Source organism: Polynucleobacter sp. VK25 (assembly GCF_018687355.1).
Lineage (GTDB): Bacteria > Pseudomonadota > Gammaproteobacteria > Burkholderiales > Burkholderiaceae > Polynucleobacter.
Map to the genome: position 1 here is coordinate 952,719 of NZ_CP061288.1, position 15,015 is coordinate 967,733.

Annotated in this window: 19 protein-coding genes; 12 read left to right on the forward strand and 7 right to left on the reverse strand. The window is 44.3% G+C overall.

What is annotated here, in order from left to right; translation table 11 throughout:
- Nucleotides 1-47: 47 nt before the first annotated feature.
- From hyi to AOC21_RS04955, 5 genes are all read left to right on the forward strand, one after another.
- A complete protein-coding gene (gene hyi, locus AOC21_RS04935) occupies nt 48-824 on the forward strand; it encodes a hydroxypyruvate isomerase (RefSeq protein ID WP_215392642.1) in 777 nt (258 codons plus the stop codon).
- Between the two features lie 20 nt (nt 825-844).
- Nucleotides 845-1,744: a 2-hydroxy-3-oxopropionate reductase gene (gene glxR / locus AOC21_RS04940; protein ID WP_371817803.1), complete on the forward strand. Its 900-nt coding sequence runs from the start codon at nt 845-847 to the stop codon at nt 1,742-1,744.
- A 9-nt stretch (nt 1,745-1,753) separates the two neighbouring features.
- Entirely contained in the window at nt 1,754-2,341 is a 588-nt protein-coding gene (locus tag AOC21_RS04945) for a YqiA/YcfP family alpha/beta fold hydrolase (protein ID WP_215392643.1), read from the forward strand.
- 79 nt (nt 2,342-2,420) lie between these two features.
- The gene (locus AOC21_RS04950; protein WP_215392644.1) at nt 2,421-2,990 is read left to right on the forward strand and encodes an HNH endonuclease; all 570 of its coding nucleotides are present in this window, start codon (nt 2,421-2,423) and stop codon (nt 2,988-2,990) included.
- 95 nt (nt 2,991-3,085) lie between these two features.
- Nucleotides 3,086-3,991, forward strand: coding sequence for a DUF3108 domain-containing protein (locus AOC21_RS04955; protein ID WP_251371584.1), 906 nt, complete (start codon nt 3,086-3,088; stop codon nt 3,989-3,991).
- A gap of 2 nt (nt 3,992-3,993) precedes the next feature.
- Here the strand turns inward: AOC21_RS04955 and AOC21_RS04960 are convergent, their stop codons facing one another.
- The 6 genes from AOC21_RS04960 to mltG form a co-directional block, all read right to left on the reverse strand.
- A complete protein-coding gene (locus tag AOC21_RS04960; protein ID WP_215392645.1) occupies nt 3,994-4,521 on the reverse strand; it encodes an ion channel in 528 nt (175 codons plus the stop codon).
- A gap of 74 nt (nt 4,522-4,595) precedes the next feature.
- Nucleotides 4,596-5,303, reverse strand: a complete 708-nt coding sequence (locus AOC21_RS04965) for an ankyrin repeat domain-containing protein (RefSeq protein WP_215392646.1) — start codon at nt 5,301-5,303, stop codon at nt 4,596-4,598.
- The gene (locus tag AOC21_RS04970; RefSeq protein WP_215392647.1) at nt 5,300-6,091 is read right to left on the reverse strand and encodes a TatD family hydrolase; all 792 of its coding nucleotides are present in this window, start codon (nt 6,089-6,091) and stop codon (nt 5,300-5,302) included. The genes AOC21_RS04965 and AOC21_RS04970 overlap by 4 nt, the downstream gene beginning before the upstream one ends.
- 30 nt (nt 6,092-6,121) lie before the next feature.
- Nucleotides 6,122-7,243: a DNA polymerase III subunit delta' gene (locus AOC21_RS04975; RefSeq protein ID WP_215392648.1), complete on the reverse strand. Its 1,122-nt coding sequence runs from the start codon at nt 7,241-7,243 to the stop codon at nt 6,122-6,124.
- A complete protein-coding gene (gene tmk, locus AOC21_RS04980) occupies nt 7,244-7,882 on the reverse strand; it encodes a dTMP kinase (RefSeq protein WP_215392649.1) in 639 nt (212 codons plus the stop codon).
- Between the two features lie 11 nt (nt 7,883-7,893).
- Nucleotides 7,894-8,967 (reverse strand): endolytic transglycosylase MltG, encoded by a 1,074-nt coding sequence (mltG, locus tag AOC21_RS04985; RefSeq protein ID WP_215392650.1) that lies wholly within the window; start codon nt 8,965-8,967, stop codon nt 7,894-7,896.
- 20 nt (nt 8,968-8,987) lie between these two features.
- On the opposite strand from mltG, the gene AOC21_RS04990 reads away from it, so the two are divergent.
- On the forward strand, nt 8,988-9,983 hold the full coding sequence (locus AOC21_RS04990; protein WP_215392651.1) for a folate-binding protein YgfZ: 996 nt from the start codon (nt 8,988-8,990) through the stop codon (nt 9,981-9,983).
- A 7-nt stretch (nt 9,984-9,990) separates the two neighbouring features.
- Complete coding sequence (locus AOC21_RS04995; protein ID WP_215392652.1) at nt 9,991-10,848, forward strand: NRDE family protein; 858 nt, start codon at nt 9,991-9,993, stop codon at nt 10,846-10,848.
- On the opposite strand, the gene AOC21_RS05000 is transcribed toward AOC21_RS04995, so the two are convergent.
- On the reverse strand, nt 10,845-11,333 hold the full coding sequence (locus tag AOC21_RS05000) for a PaaI family thioesterase (protein WP_215392653.1): 489 nt from the start codon (nt 11,331-11,333) through the stop codon (nt 10,845-10,847). The two genes, AOC21_RS04995 and AOC21_RS05000, sit on opposite strands and share 4 nt — an antisense overlap.
- A 55-nt stretch (nt 11,334-11,388) precedes the next feature.
- On the opposite strand from AOC21_RS05000, the gene AOC21_RS05005 reads away from it, so the two are divergent.
- Genes AOC21_RS05005 through AOC21_RS05025 form a run of 5 tightly spaced genes read left to right on the forward strand, consistent with a single transcriptional unit; the run spans nt 11,389 to nt 14,999 of the window.
- Nucleotides 11,389-12,855: a YdiU family protein gene (locus AOC21_RS05005; protein ID WP_215392654.1), complete on the forward strand. Its 1,467-nt coding sequence runs from the start codon at nt 11,389-11,391 to the stop codon at nt 12,853-12,855.
- A gap of 33 nt (nt 12,856-12,888) precedes the next feature.
- Entirely contained in the window at nt 12,889-13,302 is a 414-nt protein-coding gene (msrB, locus tag AOC21_RS05010) for a peptide-methionine (R)-S-oxide reductase MsrB (RefSeq protein ID WP_215392655.1), read from the forward strand.
- Between the two features lie 23 nt (nt 13,303-13,325).
- Nucleotides 13,326-13,874: a septation protein A gene (locus AOC21_RS05015; RefSeq protein ID WP_215392656.1), complete on the forward strand. Its 549-nt coding sequence runs from the start codon at nt 13,326-13,328 to the stop codon at nt 13,872-13,874.
- Nucleotides 13,871-14,155, forward strand: coding sequence for a BolA family transcriptional regulator (locus AOC21_RS05020; protein WP_215392657.1), 285 nt, complete (start codon nt 13,871-13,873; stop codon nt 14,153-14,155). The genes AOC21_RS05015 and AOC21_RS05020 overlap by 4 nt, the downstream gene beginning before the upstream one ends.
- A gap of 49 nt (nt 14,156-14,204) precedes the next feature.
- Nucleotides 14,205-14,999 (forward strand): peptidylprolyl isomerase, encoded by a 795-nt coding sequence (locus AOC21_RS05025; RefSeq protein ID WP_215392658.1) that lies wholly within the window; start codon nt 14,205-14,207, stop codon nt 14,997-14,999.
- Nucleotides 15,000-15,015 lie beyond the last annotated feature (16 nt).

Sequence of the window (15,015 nt, forward strand, 5' to 3'; positions counted from 1 at the left end):
GATCTGCAATCCCATTAGATTTACTCGCTTTCTTAAAAGGATTTGAAATGCCAAAGTTTGCAGCTAACCTCACCATGCTCTTTAATGAGCATCCATTTATGGAGCGTTTTGAAAGAGCTGCAAAAGCTGGGTTTCAGGCCGTTGAATTTCTTTTCCCTTACCCATTTTCAGCAAATGATATTCGTCACGAACTAGACAAGCATCAGCTTCAACTGGTGCTTCATAATTTGCCAGCAGGAGACTGGGACGCTGGAGAGCGTGGAATTGCTTGTTTACCCGATCGTATTGAAGAGTTCCGGGCGGGCGTTAGCAAGGCTATCGAATATGCAAAAGTGCTGGGCGTAAATCAGATTAATTGCCTGGCAGGAAAAGCTCCTAGTGGAGTGGCACCAGATTTATTGCATAAAACCTTTGTCGATAATTTACGTTATGCAGCTTCTGAGCTGAAAAAAGTTAACATCAAACTACTCATCGAACCAATCAATACTTTTGATATCCCTGGATTTTATTTATCTAAAACTCAGCAGGCTCTTAATATTTTGAATGAGGTTGGCTCAGATAATTTGTTTATTCAATACGATATTTACCATGCGCAACGTATGGAAGGTGAGCTTAGTAAAAATTTAGAAGCTAACCTTTCAAAAATTGCTCACATTCAATTGGCTGATAATCCTGGTCGCAACGAACCAGGAACTGGTGAAATAAATTACGCTCACCTTTTTAAATTCATTGATAGCATTGGCTATACAGGTTGGATTGGCTGCGAATATAAACCCGCTGCTGGCACTGAAGTTGGCTTGGGCTGGATTAAATCATTAAATTAAAAAATAGATGCGGAGACATAATGAGTAAGCAATTAAAGTTGGGTTTTATCGGTCTAGGCATCATGGGTGCCCCAATGGCAGGGCATCTAGTGAATGCAGGTCATGAGGTTTTTATTAATACTCGCAGCAAGGTTCCAGAGAACTTGGCTTCTACCTCTGCGGTGCAATGTAATTCACCCCAAGAAGTTGCCAATAAGGCCGACATTATTTTCACTATGGTTCCAGATACGCCTGACGTAGAGAAAGTGCTTTTTGGCGACAAAGGAATTGCTTCGGGCTTATCTAAGGGCAAAGTCGTTGTAGATATGAGCTCTATATCTCCTATTGCTACAAAAGAATTTGCTCTAAAAATTAACGCTTTGGGCTGTGACTATCTTGATGCACCAGTATCTGGCGGAGAGGTTGGGGCTAAGAATGCAACGCTTTCTATTATGGTTGGCGGCGATGATCAAGTCTTTGAAAAGGTCAAGCCCATCTTTGAGTTGATGGGAAAAAATATTAATCTTGTTGGTGCTAATGGTGATGGTCAGACAGCAAAGGTTGCCAACCAAATTATTGTTGCCTTAAATATTGAGGCGGTTGCTGAAGCACTCTTATTTGCTTCTAAAGCTGGGGCGGACCCTGCAAAGGTACGTCAGGCTTTAATGGGTGGATTTGCAGGCTCTAAAATATTAGAGGTTCACGGCGAGAGAATGGTTAAGAGAACGTTTGATCCCGGCTTTAGGATTGAATTACACCAGAAAGACTTAAATCTAGCTCTAAATAGTGCAAGAGCCCTTGGTGTTTCGCTTCCAAATACTGCTACTGCTCAGGAGTTATTCAACTCATGTGCTGCTCACGGCGGCAAAGCCTGGGATCACTCAGCCATGGTGCGTGCGCTTGAGAAGTTAGCAAACTTTGAAATTGGCCAGAAGGCTTAAGTACCCTCTATGCCCACAACCTTGGTCGTCTATCTTCACGGTTTTCGCTCCTCACCTCGGTCAAGTAAAGCAGTCATGACAGGGGAAGCTATTAATGCACTATCTACTCAGGAAAATCCGATCGAATGGTATTGCCCACAATTATTGGCTTCTCCAAAAGAAAGTATGGGCATGGTAGAAAAGCATATTAAAGATTCAAAACACGATCGCCTAGTCGTGATTGGATCCTCTTTGGGTGGTTACTATGCAAATTACCTTACCGAGAAGTATGGCTGCAAAGGGGTGGCGCTAAATCCTGCGGTGAGGGCCCCAAGAGAATTAGCTTCTCATGTAGGCATGTTGACTTCATACGATACAGACGAGCCATATGATTTTCGGTCAGAATATATTGACCAATTGAGAGATCTTCAAGTCGAGGCTATTAGCAACCCTTCTCGCTATTTTTTAATGGCGGCAAAAGGGGATGAGCTGCTTGACTGGCATGAAATGGTTGAGTTCTATAAAGGCTCAGAGCAGTTAGTTCTGGAGGGTAGTGACCATGGGATTTCAGAGTATTCTGATTACTTACCCAAGGTCATGCGATTCATCTTTGGCTAGGTGATTGATTGCCACCATCTTCTTCTGTAAGATGGTCCTGGCGATGTTCCTAGGTTAGGACGTCTAGAAAGGAGAGATTGTGCTTAGCATCTTGAAATTAGACGCAGGAGGAATTCCCCAGGGCTGGGTTAACGCTGAAGAGGCCACTAAACAGTATGCCGACAGTAGTGTGTTGTGGACTTTAGGCGACCCTATTTTCCAGATGCGTGGTGGCATCTCTCGCTCCACAGGCAAACAATCTCTCATCGAGCTTCACTCCATCATCGCAGTGAAGGGTAGCGCCAAGATTAATCTTTTTGATGTGGTCCCTATCATTACGAAACATAAACTCTATAAGCGCGACAGAGGTCTTTGCGCTTATTGTGGCGATGCAATTTATGAAAACCAAGCAGAAGCAGAGCACATCATTCCCAATAGTCGTGGCGGCAAATATAGCTGGATGAATCTGGTGATTTCATGCAGGCCTTGCAACCAACGCAAAGCTAATCGGACGCCAGAGCAGGCCGGCATGGGCTTGTTGTACGCCCCTTATTTGCCTAGTCTTTATGAGGATATGATTCTGAAAGGGCGCAATATCTTATCTGACCAGATGGATTTTCTAGCTGCAAATCTTCCCAAGAACAGCCGTCTTTTAGAGGCATTACCCTGAGTCAGAAAATAGGGCGGGAACATTCATTTCAACTGCCTAAAGTAAATTCCCTGAGAATTATTCTTGCTGCTTGGTGCCTATCAGTAGCGGGGCATTTGATTTTATTTTTTGGCATCCCGTTTATTTCATATGCTGATGCTCCACCCATTGCAGATGATTTAATTATTAGAACCGAGTTAAAGACGGAGCCACCAAAAAAAATTCAGATGGCGAAATCTCCGCACAAGACGCCTAAGAAAACATCATCAAGCAATCTTTCTGAAGATCTTAAATCTAATATTGCTGGGGAGCAGGGCGGATCCAATAATCAATCTGGGGCTCCATTTAAACTTCCGCAGTCAGGAATCATTTATTACGATGCATACCTTGACGGACAAAAGCTCCAAACCGGCGAGATTGATTGGATTGCTGAGGGTAATAACTACCGTCTCTACGTCAACATCCCTTATGCATTTGTAGGACCGTTTGTTTTTGAATCGCGCGGAACGGTTGATTCCTATGGAATTGCGCCCAGTATTTATTGGACGCAGCGCGGTACAAAGCCACCCCGTTATTCACGTTTTGATCGAAATGAAAAAGGTGAAGGGCAGATGTTTTTCTCTGAGAAGCCTGAATTCACACCCGCATTACTTCCAGGAACCCAAGACCGGTTTAGCCTGATGTTCCAATTAGCGTCTTTATTGAACGGCGATAGCAAAATGGATGATGCCGGAAGTATCCGAGCCATTCCGGTGGTTGACTACAACACCCTGGAAATGTGGAACTTTAAGAGTTACGGCGAGACAGTCTCGGAGGATATTCCTAGTCTCGGCAGAACATTAAATCGACACTACGCATTAATGCAGCGTGAAAACGACCCTTATAAGCGTCAAGTTGATATCTGGCTGGCAAAAGACCTGGAATGGCTCCCAGGCCGGATTCGGTCCCTAGAGGCGAATGGCAGGGTGCTTGAGCTGATTTTTAAGCAGAAGAACCCTTTACCAGCTGGATTAAAGCCCTAGATTTAAAATCCAGAGCCGGATTTAGGGTTCTGATTTTGATTGTTATGACCCAAAAGCGCACCCATCATGGTGTAGAGGGCTGCACCAGACATTGACACGGCAAAAATTCCTGAAAAAGAGATGATGATGGGAAGAATTCGCCATTGTTCTGAAAGTTTGTAATCGCCGTATCCAACGGTTGTATACATTTCACCTGCAAAGTAGAAGGTCTGTGGATTTGTTGGGAAAACCTTCAGGGCCACACAGATGTATGCCCAAATAACTATTTCCGTTAAATGTATTGCGATCACTAAAAGTATGGCAATAAAGTACGAGAGAAAGCTTGCACCAAATATTCGCTTCCTAGTCATGACGTCATCGATGGCATGAAATGCGCCGGCAATACCCAAAACGACTACGGCATGGACTGCTAGCATGAGGCACGCAGATACAACCATTACCCAGATCTGACCGTTACCCATATCTGTATTGATCTCACTAAAGAGGGTTGCAAAGCTAGGTAGGTCTGTATTGTGAAATAGGCTAAACATGGTCTGGGTTATATGAGTAGGATTACAGAAATATCTTATTTGACATAATAATGATTATACGCAGAAGGCATGCATCAGGTCTTGGGCTGAACTAGTCCCTTTGGGCTTACATATGGCTTTTTATATAGCTTTAGCCAACGTGAACTGAGGCCATCCACTATCCAAGGCTTGTCATATATGACCGCTATGTCAATGGCCGATAAGCCTACAGAATTACGTATTTGTAAGTCAGCACCTTTATCAAGTAATAGCTTGATAAGTGGTTCATTGCCAGATTGAACTGCCATCATTAATGGCGTTGTATCACCTAGGCTCAATGAGTCAACAATTGCACCATTAGCTAATAAGTATTGGGCTACGTCCAAGTGACCTTTAGCAGACGCATAATGCAACGGCGTCCAACCTATGTGGTCAATCCTGGCCTTTCTTTGCTCTACAAGCATCTTAACAACAGGTAAATTGCCATCTATTGAGGCAATCATGAGGGGTGTTTCGCCATACTTATTGGAGAGATCAACGTCTGTAGCCTTATTGGCAATCAGCAAAGCGATTACATCGTTAGACCGTTCTTTGATCGCCAAATTCAACATGGGCTCACCCCTAGGATCGGTTGTATTGGGGCTAACACCTTTTAATAACAGCGAGTTAACTGTGGCTATATCGTTAAATTTAGCTGCTTTAGCAAAATCTGCAATTTGAACGTCTGTTTGAGCAAATACAGGTCCGCTAAGTACGGCTGAGGCGACTAAAGCCAAGAAGAATTTATTAAACTTAATTCTCATGATAGATTTCTATCTATATGAAAACATTCATAAAAATTATTTGATGTGGTGATGGCTAATTCTTCTACAGAAATACCTTTTAGTTCCGCAACAAATTGACCAACTTTTGATACCCAGGCTGGCTCATTTGTCTTGCCGCGATAAGGAATTGGCGCCAAATACGGAGAATCAGTTTCAATGAGCATCCTATCCAACGGGACTTGTTTGCACGTTTCCTGAAGCTCTTTAGCGCTTTTAAAGGTCACAATCCCTGAGAAAGAAATATAAAACCCCATTTCCATTGCCGCCTTTGCAACCTCATAGGACTCCGTAAAGCAATGCATGACACCGCCAATCTTCTGAGCACCCTCTTCTGTAAGGATATTGATGGTGTCTTCAGAAGCTGAGCGAGTATGGATGATTAATGGCTTACCAGAGCTAATAGACGCCCTAATATGGGTTCTAAAACGTTCACGCTGCCATTCCATGGAATCGTAGCTGCGATCACCCATGCGGTAGTAATCAAGACCTGTCTCACCAATGGCGATAATTTTGGAGTGTTTTGCAGCGGTTTCTACGAGAAATTCAAATGTTGGTTCAGGCGTATCCTCATAGTCTGGATGAACGCCGACCGATGCATAAAGATTTGGATGCTCTTCTGCCAGCTTTAAAACATTTGGGAAGTCCGGTAGGTCGACGGAGACACAAAGGGCATGGGTTACCTTGGCTTCCTGCATATTGGCCAAAACCTCGGGAAGTCGAGATTGAAATTCCGGAAAATCGAGATGGCAATGGGAGTCTATGAACATGACTCGTATTTTAGTCTTTCAAAGGCAATATCAAGCTCCAAATATCTGTTGATATTGAGAAAGCAGTGCTTCTAGCTGAATTCGATTAGCTAAGGGGTGATTTTCATGGCGCCGTGCCTGAATAAGCGATTTCCAGAATTGATCAATTTTGTGGGTGTTAGCCATCTTAGAAAGGCCGTCAAGAGTATTCAAGTGCTTAGGGTAATACCGTGGCTCACCGCCTTGGGACACTGATTGCAAATCAGAAACCCATCTTTGCATGCTAGCCAATAAGAATCCATATTGAGCTTTATGGGTTTTCTCAGCCGCATCGAGCCAATTCATTCTGACTCCTTGAGCCATCGATTGGAGTAAATAACGAGTGGCCTGAATAGAGATTGTTAATTCGTCCTTATCGTCTTTATTGTGTCTTGCAATAAGAGAGCTCAGTACTGAGAAGGGTGCCCCACCCTGCTCGTCATAAACAGTTTCAATATCGGCATCACTGGCTTTTAGACCGCTGATGTTGCTTAGTTGTTTTTTAAGCCAAGTCAACCCCTGCTCACGGTTAGGTCGAGGAGCAGTCAAAAGGCGACAACGAGATCGAATGGTAGGTAATACGCGATCAACTCGATCGGCTAGCAATATAAAAATAGTACTTGCTGGCGGCTCTTCCAATGACTTCAATAAGGTATTGGCTGAGTCTGAGCGCAGCATCTCCAATGGATAAATTAATATCACGCGATTACCACCCCGATGTGAGCCTATGGAAAGATTTTCTATAGCACTGCGCGTTTCTTCAATCGAGATATTTTTCTTTTCTTTTTTCTCGCTAGATTCAGCATCATCATCGCGTATAGATTTTCCCTTCTTAGGGGCATCATCGCCCTCATAGTCTGCATGAGGCAAGAGCTTCCGATGTGTTTCAGGAACTAGTGCAATAAAGTCTGGGTGATTGCCGGTATCGAACCAATGGCATGCCTCGCATTGTTTGCAAGGACGTATAGCAGCGCTAGAATTTTCACAAAGTAATGCTTTGGCTAGCTCAACCGAAAAGGCAAACTTGCCAATACCGGATTGACCATGCAACAAGATGGCATTAGGAAAATTGCCGAAGTCTAAGCCTCCCCAAAGGGGCTCAAGCCAGGGTGCAATTTGAGCTGAAGGATTCACTTAAAGCGCAATCTGAATCAATTTCAAACCATTCCAAATAGCTTCCGGGGTTTGGGTTGCATCAACCAAGTGGAAGCGACCAGCATCTTCTTTTGCACGTCGCAAATATTCCTGGCGTACTTTTTCAAAAAAATCCAAATTCATTTGTTCGAATTTGTCTGGGGTCCGAACTTTTGAACGGCGTGCTTCCGCTATCTCACCAGGCAAATCAAACAAAATAGTTAGATTGGGTTGTAACAGCGATCCATTGGGAAGTGTTTGCACCCAACGCTCTAATTCATTCAATTTGGACAGACTCAATCCGCGACCCCCACCTTGATACGCAAAGCTAGCATCTGTAAAGCGATCAGATATAACGATCTTGCCCGCTGCCAGTGCGGGTTCGATCACTTGAGCAATATGCTCGCGTCGCGCGGCAAACATCAATAATGCTTCAGTCTCTAAATTCATTGGGGAGTCCAAAAGCAGCTTTCGCAATTGCTCGCCAAGCGGAGTTCCCCCGGGCTCTCGAGTCATCACGACCTCCCTATCTGGGTAGCGCTCTTGCATCAGCGTACGAAATGCATCGATATGTGTGCTTTTGCCAGCACCATCGATGCCTTCAAAACTAATGAAATATCCTGTGTATGTTGATGTCATAATGAATGAATTTAGTTATTGCTGCCCTTGGGAGCAATCTTACGTTGATATAGATCTACTGCCGACTCATGCTCTTTTAGGTTTTGAGAGAAATGGCTGCTGCCATCTCCTTTTGCAACAAAGAATAGTGCCTTGCTTTTTGCAGGATGCGCCCCAGCAAGAATAGATTCTTTGCTTGGCATGGCTATAGGAGTTGGGGGTAAACCTTTATGCATATAGGTATTGTAGGCAGTGTCTTTACGCAAATCCGCTTTCCGTAAGTTTCCATCAAATTTAGGGCCAATTCCGTAGATCACCGTAGGATCTGTTTGAAGGGGCATGCCTATATTTAAGCGGTTAACAAAGACGGCTGCAACCATGCCTCGATCACTAAGGCGACCAGTCTCTTTCTCAATAATAGAGGCCAAAATAAGAAGCTCATAGGGTGTTTTAAGAGGCAGGCCCCCATCCCTTTTGTCCCATATCTGAATAAGCTGTTTTTGCATGCCTTGGGCGGCTTTGCGATAAATATTGAGATCAGGCTCATCAGGGTCAAAAATGTAGGTGTCCGGTAAAAAAATTCCCTCATCACTCGGGTAACTCAGATTCAAGCTCTGCAAAAGTTCCTTATTGCTCATCCCTTTGGTTTGATGAATGAGGGCTGGATGAGAATCCATTAAATTTCTTAGCTGCCAAATTGTCATTCCAGGGATGATTGCGATATTTTCTCTAACGCGATCGCCGCGTGCAATTTGTAGAAGTATTTTTCCAAGACTGGCACTTGTCGGTAGTAAATAGGTGCCAGGCTTTAATTTTGAGCCAATAAATAAGCTTCTGGCCGATAGATGCAAGATAGAAGGAGTGATTGATAGACCCTGCTCCTTTAGTTGCTCAGCGATACTGGAGAGACCCGAGTGTTGATTAATCTTTACTTTATAAACGGAGCCATCGATAGTGTTTGATTGGCTAGGCACTATCGGTATTAAAAAGATGGCGCCATACATAAGTCCCAATAAGGCTAATAGCAAAATTAAGCCGTTTTTAACAACTGAATTTCCGGGCCTCTTATTTATGAATAAAGCCCTTCTCTGAATTTTTCTACGCATCAGGCTATGATAAAAGGGTCATGACAAATACATCCCAAATTCAGCAAAAGTGGCTGGATAACCCCTCCTCCCTACCCTGCAATCTGCCTGATTGGGGGCTTATTGTGGTCGAAGGCTCAGATGCTGCAAGTTTTTTACAAAATCAATTAACCAATTCTGTTTTGGGTCTTTCCCGCACCTTACCTGGACAGATGGCCCAGGATTTCACGGGTACCCGTTTGGCGGGCTATTGCAGCCCCAAAGGCAGGCTCTTAGCAAGCGCCTGGCTTGGCCTCTTTCCATCAGCAGGCGATACAGATGACCGCTTTGCGTTATTTATTTCAAAAGATATCGCAGCTAGTACGGCTAAGCGTTTGTCTATGTTCATACTTCGCTCAAAAGTGAAAGTTACAGATCTTTCAAATGACTGGAATATTGCTGGGCTTTTTTGCTCTCGTAGTCAGATAGACAATATAAAACTTGATCCACATTGCATTAATTTGCGCATACCCAATGTATTGGTTAGCGAGCAATCGGTAGCCCGTCTATTGATGGCATATCCTAAAGATGTTTCCATAGCTTTGGAAAATTCTGATATACGCCTATCTACATGGAATGACCTTGAGGTGTTGAGCGCCATTCCGCGCATTGTTCAAGCGACGCAAGAGCAATTTGTGCCACAGATGATTAATTTTGAATCTGTTTCAGGTGTTGACTTTAAAAAAGGGTGTTATCCAGGTCAAGAAATTGTTGCGCGCAGTCAATATCGTGGCGCTATTAAGCGTAGACTCCAGTTAGCATATGCAACGAATGCTGAACTAACAGCGCCAGGTACGGAACTTTTTCACTCTGCAGACCCGGGGCAACCGGCCGGAATGGTAGTGCTATCAGCCCAGTCCCCATATATTTCTGGGCGCACAGATATTCAAATTGAATGCAAATTAGAGGCGCTCGAGACTGGTGAAATTCATCTAGGCGGCACCGATGGACCTGTGTTAAAAATAGATTCATTGCCATACCCATTGATTGAAATTTAACTAATTTATGTGCCTCATTCTCTTCGCCTGGAATTCTCATCCGGATTACTCCCTAGTAGTAGCGGCGAATCGCGACGAGTTTTATGAACGCAATACCGATGCGGTTGGATGGTGGCCAGAGCACCCGCATGTATTGGCAGGACGTGATCGCGCAGATGTCTTGGGCAGTCCTGGCACTTGGTTGGGTTTTACAAAGACTGGAAAATTTGCTGCATTAACGAATGTTAGGGCGCCGAGTGAAAAAAATCCTGATGCAAGAACTCGAGGTGAGCTTTCATTAATGTATCTCACTGGCAAAGATGGACCCACCGAATTTATTCAGAGCAATTCAAAACGTTTTCAGCAGTACAACGGATTTAATCTCTTAATGGCAGATCTCAGCGATCCCGTCAATGCTGAAATGCATTGGGTAAGTAATCGCATGATGATGGGTCAAAGCATTCGTCCTCGTAAGGTATTTCCGCAACAAGCCTTAGAGCCAGGTGTTTACGGACTATCGAATGCCATGCTAGATACGCCATGGCCCAAGGTAAATCACCGTGTAGCAGCGTTTGCCCAGGCTTTAGCTATGGATCAAGGGCAATTGAAGAATGCAGATCAGTATTTAAAGTTGCTGGCCGATACCCATCACGCCAGCGATCATGAGCTCCCGAGTACAGGGGTAAGCAAAGAGTGGGAAAAGGCCCTCTCCCCTGCATTTATCAAAACGCCTGCTTATGGCACCCGCTCAAGTACTGTTCTCAGAATTCGCAAGGATGGTCAATTCGAATTGGTGGAACGTCGCTTCGATACCTCAGGAACAGTTGGCCATGACGTAGTTACAGGAGCTCTAAGCTCCTCATCTGACTCCAATCTATCCGTCTAGCTTGCTTCAAAACGACCATCGTCGTTTACAACACGAACACCCTCTGCATTACGCGTTGCCAAGCGCTTTAAATATTTAAACGTTCCTGTAGCCATGCAGCAGATTTCGCCTTGATCGTTGTAGAGTTTGGCTTCACAAAAAGCCATCGTTGCAGTTCTGCGAACGGTATCTGCCTTAACACGCAATACTCCAGTGGCAGCCTGCATGAAATTATTTTTCATTTCTATAGTGACAACACTTCTATCGCCGGGATCTCCAGATCTGGCGGCAACGGCCATAGCAACATCCATCAAGGTCAATAGAACGCCACCATGGGCAACTTCCCAAGTGTTGTTATGTTCTGGTTTGAGTGCCAGCAAAATCTCACCCTTACCCATTACTGCGCTTAAGCAACGAACCCCGAGAAGCTTTAAAAAAGGAACGTTTAACTCTTCGCCTAAATTGGCCAATTGGGTCTGCGGGTTAATTTGAACTTGTTTATTCATAAGGTAATTCTAGAGGCATGTACGTAGATTGGGAAATCCCCCTAGAATAGGTCATATGGCCTTTACCTTAAGCGGCGATGACGTCTGCCAAACAGCCCTTCCCACCTCTATACCCAACCCATACTGGGTTGCTTTTTCGCCCTCTTCAGCCAAATTAGCGGGTATTACCATTGGTAAAAATAAGCTGCCAGAAGATCAAGCTTGGTTGGCGGTATTGTCTGGGAACCAGTTAAATACATCCGAGCATCATTTTTTAAACCCCATTGCTACGGTGTATAGCGGACATCAATTTGGCGTCTGGGCCGGACAACTTGGGGATGGTCGCGCAATATTGCTTGGCGATCTTGCCGGACAAGAGCTTCAACTGAAAGGAGCTGGTAAAACTCGGTTCTCACGCATGGGTGATGGCAGAGCTGTGTTACGTTCTTCTATCAGGGAGTTTCTATGCAGCGAAGCAATGCACGCTTTAGGTGTGCCAACAACTAGAGCCTTATCGGTTATTGGTTCTGATTTGCCGATAAGAAGAGAAACGATTGAAACAGCCGCAGTTTGCGCTCGACTTGCGCCCAGCTTCATTCGCGTTGGACACTTTGAGCATTTTGCTGCGCTCCAGGACCGCAATAGATTGAAAGAATTGGCTGATTATTTAATTGCAAGCCACTATCCCGAATGTCTTAAATCAGCGGCTCCTTATTTGGACCTATTTAGAAGTATTTGTGAACGTAATGCAAAACTGGTTGCGCAGTGGCAAGCTTTTGGCTTTTGCCATGGTGTACTCAATAGTGACAATATCAGTGTGCTCGGCTTGACAATGGACTATGGCCCTTTTGGGTTCTTGGATCAGTTTCAAATTGACCATATCTGCAACCATAGTGATCAAGGTGGTCGATATGCCTACCATCGCCAGCCGCAGATCATGCATTGGAATATGGCTTGTCTCGCAAGTGCCATGATTCCCCTACTCTCAGTCAATTCCAATGAGAATGAAGCGCAGGAGCAATTGCGTACTGCGCTTGAAGCTTTCCCTGTTACCTATGCGCAAGCATGGCAATCTCTATTCCGCAAGAAATTAGGCTTTGTAAGCTCACAAGACGGAGACATCGCCCTGATAGAAAGGTTGCTGCAAGCAATGCACGACTCCAGAATCGATTTCACGAATTTCTTCCGAAGTCTTGGGGCAATCAATACAAAAACGTCAATTCAACAGATTAATTTAAGAAATGATTTTATTGATCGGATCGCAATTGATGAGTGGTTTACTGATTACATAGAGCGCCTGAAGGCTGAATCAATTGCTGATTCTGATCGCAAAGAAGGCATGAATCGAGTCAATCCAAAGTATGTACTTCGAAATCATTTAGCGCAAACCGCTATTGAGCTTGCGCAAAAAAAGGATTTTTCTGAGGTAAATAAGCTTCTGATGATCCTGGAAAGTCCCTTTGATGAGCAGCCGGAGCATGAAGCATATTCATTTGCACCGCCGCCTAACCTTCCGTTGGTTGAAGTAAGCTGCTCTTCTTAGAGTCTAGATTTAGAGCCATTTTTTGGAGCCACCATGAAAAAAACTGACCACGAATATAAACAATCGCTGAGTGATATTGAATATCGAGTCACTCGAGAAGCGGCAACTGAAAGACCTTTCACGGGTAAATACTGGGATCACTGGGATCAAGGCCGCTATAAATGCGTCTGCTGCGGTACGCCTCTATTTCTATCCGACACTAAATTTGATGCCGGTTGTGGGTGGCCTAGTTACAACGCCCCTGAAGTTGCATCTTCTATTAAGGAAGTCCGCGATATCACTCACGGAATGATTCGTACGGAGGTTCGTTGTGCCAACTGTGACGCACATTTAGGACATGTATTTGAGGATGGGCCTATGCCAACTGGATTGCGCTATTGCATTAACTCCGCATCGCTTCATTTTGAGCCAAGCTCTAATGCCGCACCTACAAAGACTGAGGAATAAGCAAATAGCTGGATAATCCTATTATGAAATTTTTATTCGACCTCTTCCCCATCATCCTTTTTTTTGTTGCATTTAAATTTGGCGATATATACACGGCAACTATTGTTGCAATGGTTGCTACGATAGGTCAGATTCTCTGGGTCTATTACCGTCACCGCAAAATTGATGCAATGCAGTGGATCAGCCTTGTAATGATATTGGTCTTCGGAAGTCTCACCATCTTCTTACATGACAAAACGTTTATCCAGCTTAAGCCGACCGCTCTTTACTGGTTATTTTCTGGAGCCCTCTTTATAAGCGCTCAGTTTTTTCAGAAAAATTGGATTCAGGTGTTGATGGGCAAGCAAGTAACCCTGAAGGAGAAAGGCGCACATTCTGTATGGCATCGCCTGAATATGGCATGGGCCTTATTCTTTTTCTGCATGGGCGCTCTCAATCTTTATATTGCATTTGAATATTCCGAGGAAACTTGGGTGAACTTTAAATTATTTGGTAGCACAGGATTGCTATTGGTCTTTGTCGTCGCACAGGGAATTTGGCTCTCTAAACATATGGAGCATCCAAGCGAATGAATATTAATCAACAGCGGATTGCTTCATTTGATGAGGACCTGCGCAAGACTTTTCAGGTCGTAGACCTATTTATTGAAGATGAAAGTCACTTGCACGCTGGCCATGCTGGTGCGGCTAGCGGCGGCGGGCACTTTAAGCTAAAAATCATTGCTCCGGAATTTAAGGGTTTAAGTCTTGTGGCTCGTCACAGAGCTATTTATTCGGCCTTAAATCGCCATATTCCCAAGGAAATTCATGCGCTTACTATTACTGCCCTTGACCCAGATGAGGCATTTGCTTAGAGCTACTTTAGAATAGCCACAATCACTTATATTTAACCACTTAAATACCATGTTCAATAAACGTCAAATTCTCTCAGTAAGCATTCTAGGTGCAGCTCTTTTGTCTGGAAATGCATTCGCCCAAAATGCCGTGATCGTCAACGGTAAATCCATCCCTAAGTCTCAGTTAGATAAGTTGGTGCAACGCTCTGGTCAACCTGACAATCCGCAAGTGCGCGATCAAGCTCGCGAGATGCTGGTAACTCGTGAATTGGTATTGCAAGAAGCCGATAAGCGTGGCGTACTGCAAAAAGAAATTGTTCGGGAGCAATTGGAACAAGCTCGTATGGGTGTGCTGGTGGGTGCCGTTTTTGAAGACTATGTTGAAAAAGAAGGCGTTGCTGAGGCCGATCTAAAAGCAGCCTATGAGTCAGTTAAAGCACAGTACACCGGCAAGGAATATCACGTAGAGCATATTCTGGTTGAGAAAGAGTCTGATGCCAAAGCAATCACCGCTCAAATCAAAGCAGGCTCTAACTTTGAGGATATTGCCAAAGCCAAATCATTGGACCCTGGTTCAGCGAAAAATGGTGGCGATCTTGGCTGGGTTAGCGATAAAGCTTTAGTACCGGAGTTTTCAAAGGCTATGGTTCAGCTCAAGAACGGTCAAACTACTGACAAACCAGTTAAGTCGCAATTTGGCTGGCACATCATCAAGGTAATTGACTCACGTGACGTCAAGGCTCCAAGCATGGATGAATTGAAGGATCAGCTAAAGCAAATGATTGTGTCTGATAAGAACTGGCAAAAGGCTAAGTTCGCAGAGATGATGCAAAAGTTGCGCGCTAAGGCAAAGATTCAATAAGTTAGCTTTAGTCGAG

What these genes read in the sequence shown, in the direction of transcription:
- AOC21_RS04945 (WP_215392643.1), top strand. Translation starts at nt 1,754, where the DNA reads ATGCCCACAACCTTGGTCGTCTATCTTCACGGTTTTCGCTCCTCACCT.
- AOC21_RS04965 (WP_215392646.1), bottom strand. Translation starts at nt 5,303, where the DNA reads ATGAGAATTAAGTTTAATAAATTCTTCTTGGCTTTAGTCGCCTCAGCC.
- tmk (WP_215392649.1), bottom strand. Translation starts at nt 7,882, where the DNA reads ATGACATCAACATACACAGGATATTTCATTAGTTTTGAAGGCATCGAT.
- AOC21_RS04995 (WP_215392652.1), top strand. Translation starts at nt 9,991, where the DNA reads ATGTGCCTCATTCTCTTCGCCTGGAATTCTCATCCGGATTACTCCCTA.
- AOC21_RS05015 (WP_215392656.1), top strand. Translation starts at nt 13,326, where the DNA reads ATGAAATTTTTATTCGACCTCTTCCCCATCATCCTTTTTTTTGTTGCA.
- hyi (WP_215392642.1), top strand. Translation starts at nt 48, where the DNA reads ATGCCAAAGTTTGCAGCTAACCTCACCATGCTCTTTAATGAGCATCCA.
- AOC21_RS05025 (WP_215392658.1), top strand. Translation starts at nt 14,205, where the DNA reads ATGTTCAATAAACGTCAAATTCTCTCAGTAAGCATTCTAGGTGCAGCT.
- glxR (WP_371817803.1), top strand. Translation starts at nt 845, where the DNA reads ATGAGTAAGCAATTAAAGTTGGGTTTTATCGGTCTAGGCATCATGGGT.
- msrB (WP_215392655.1), top strand. Translation starts at nt 12,889, where the DNA reads ATGAAAAAAACTGACCACGAATATAAACAATCGCTGAGTGATATTGAA.
- AOC21_RS04970 (WP_215392647.1), bottom strand. Translation starts at nt 6,091, where the DNA reads ATGTTCATAGACTCCCATTGCCATCTCGATTTTCCGGAATTTCAATCT.
- mltG (WP_215392650.1), bottom strand. Translation starts at nt 8,967, where the DNA reads ATGCGTAGAAAAATTCAGAGAAGGGCTTTATTCATAAATAAGAGGCCC.
- AOC21_RS05005 (WP_215392654.1), top strand. Translation starts at nt 11,389, where the DNA reads ATGGCCTTTACCTTAAGCGGCGATGACGTCTGCCAAACAGCCCTTCCC.
- AOC21_RS04990 (WP_215392651.1), top strand. Translation starts at nt 8,988, where the DNA reads ATGACAAATACATCCCAAATTCAGCAAAAGTGGCTGGATAACCCCTCC.
- AOC21_RS04960 (WP_215392645.1), bottom strand. Translation starts at nt 4,521, where the DNA reads ATGTTTAGCCTATTTCACAATACAGACCTACCTAGCTTTGCAACCCTC.
- AOC21_RS05020 (WP_215392657.1), top strand. Translation starts at nt 13,871, where the DNA reads ATGAATATTAATCAACAGCGGATTGCTTCATTTGATGAGGACCTGCGC.
- AOC21_RS05000 (WP_215392653.1), bottom strand. Translation starts at nt 11,333, where the DNA reads ATGAATAAACAAGTTCAAATTAACCCGCAGACCCAATTGGCCAATTTA.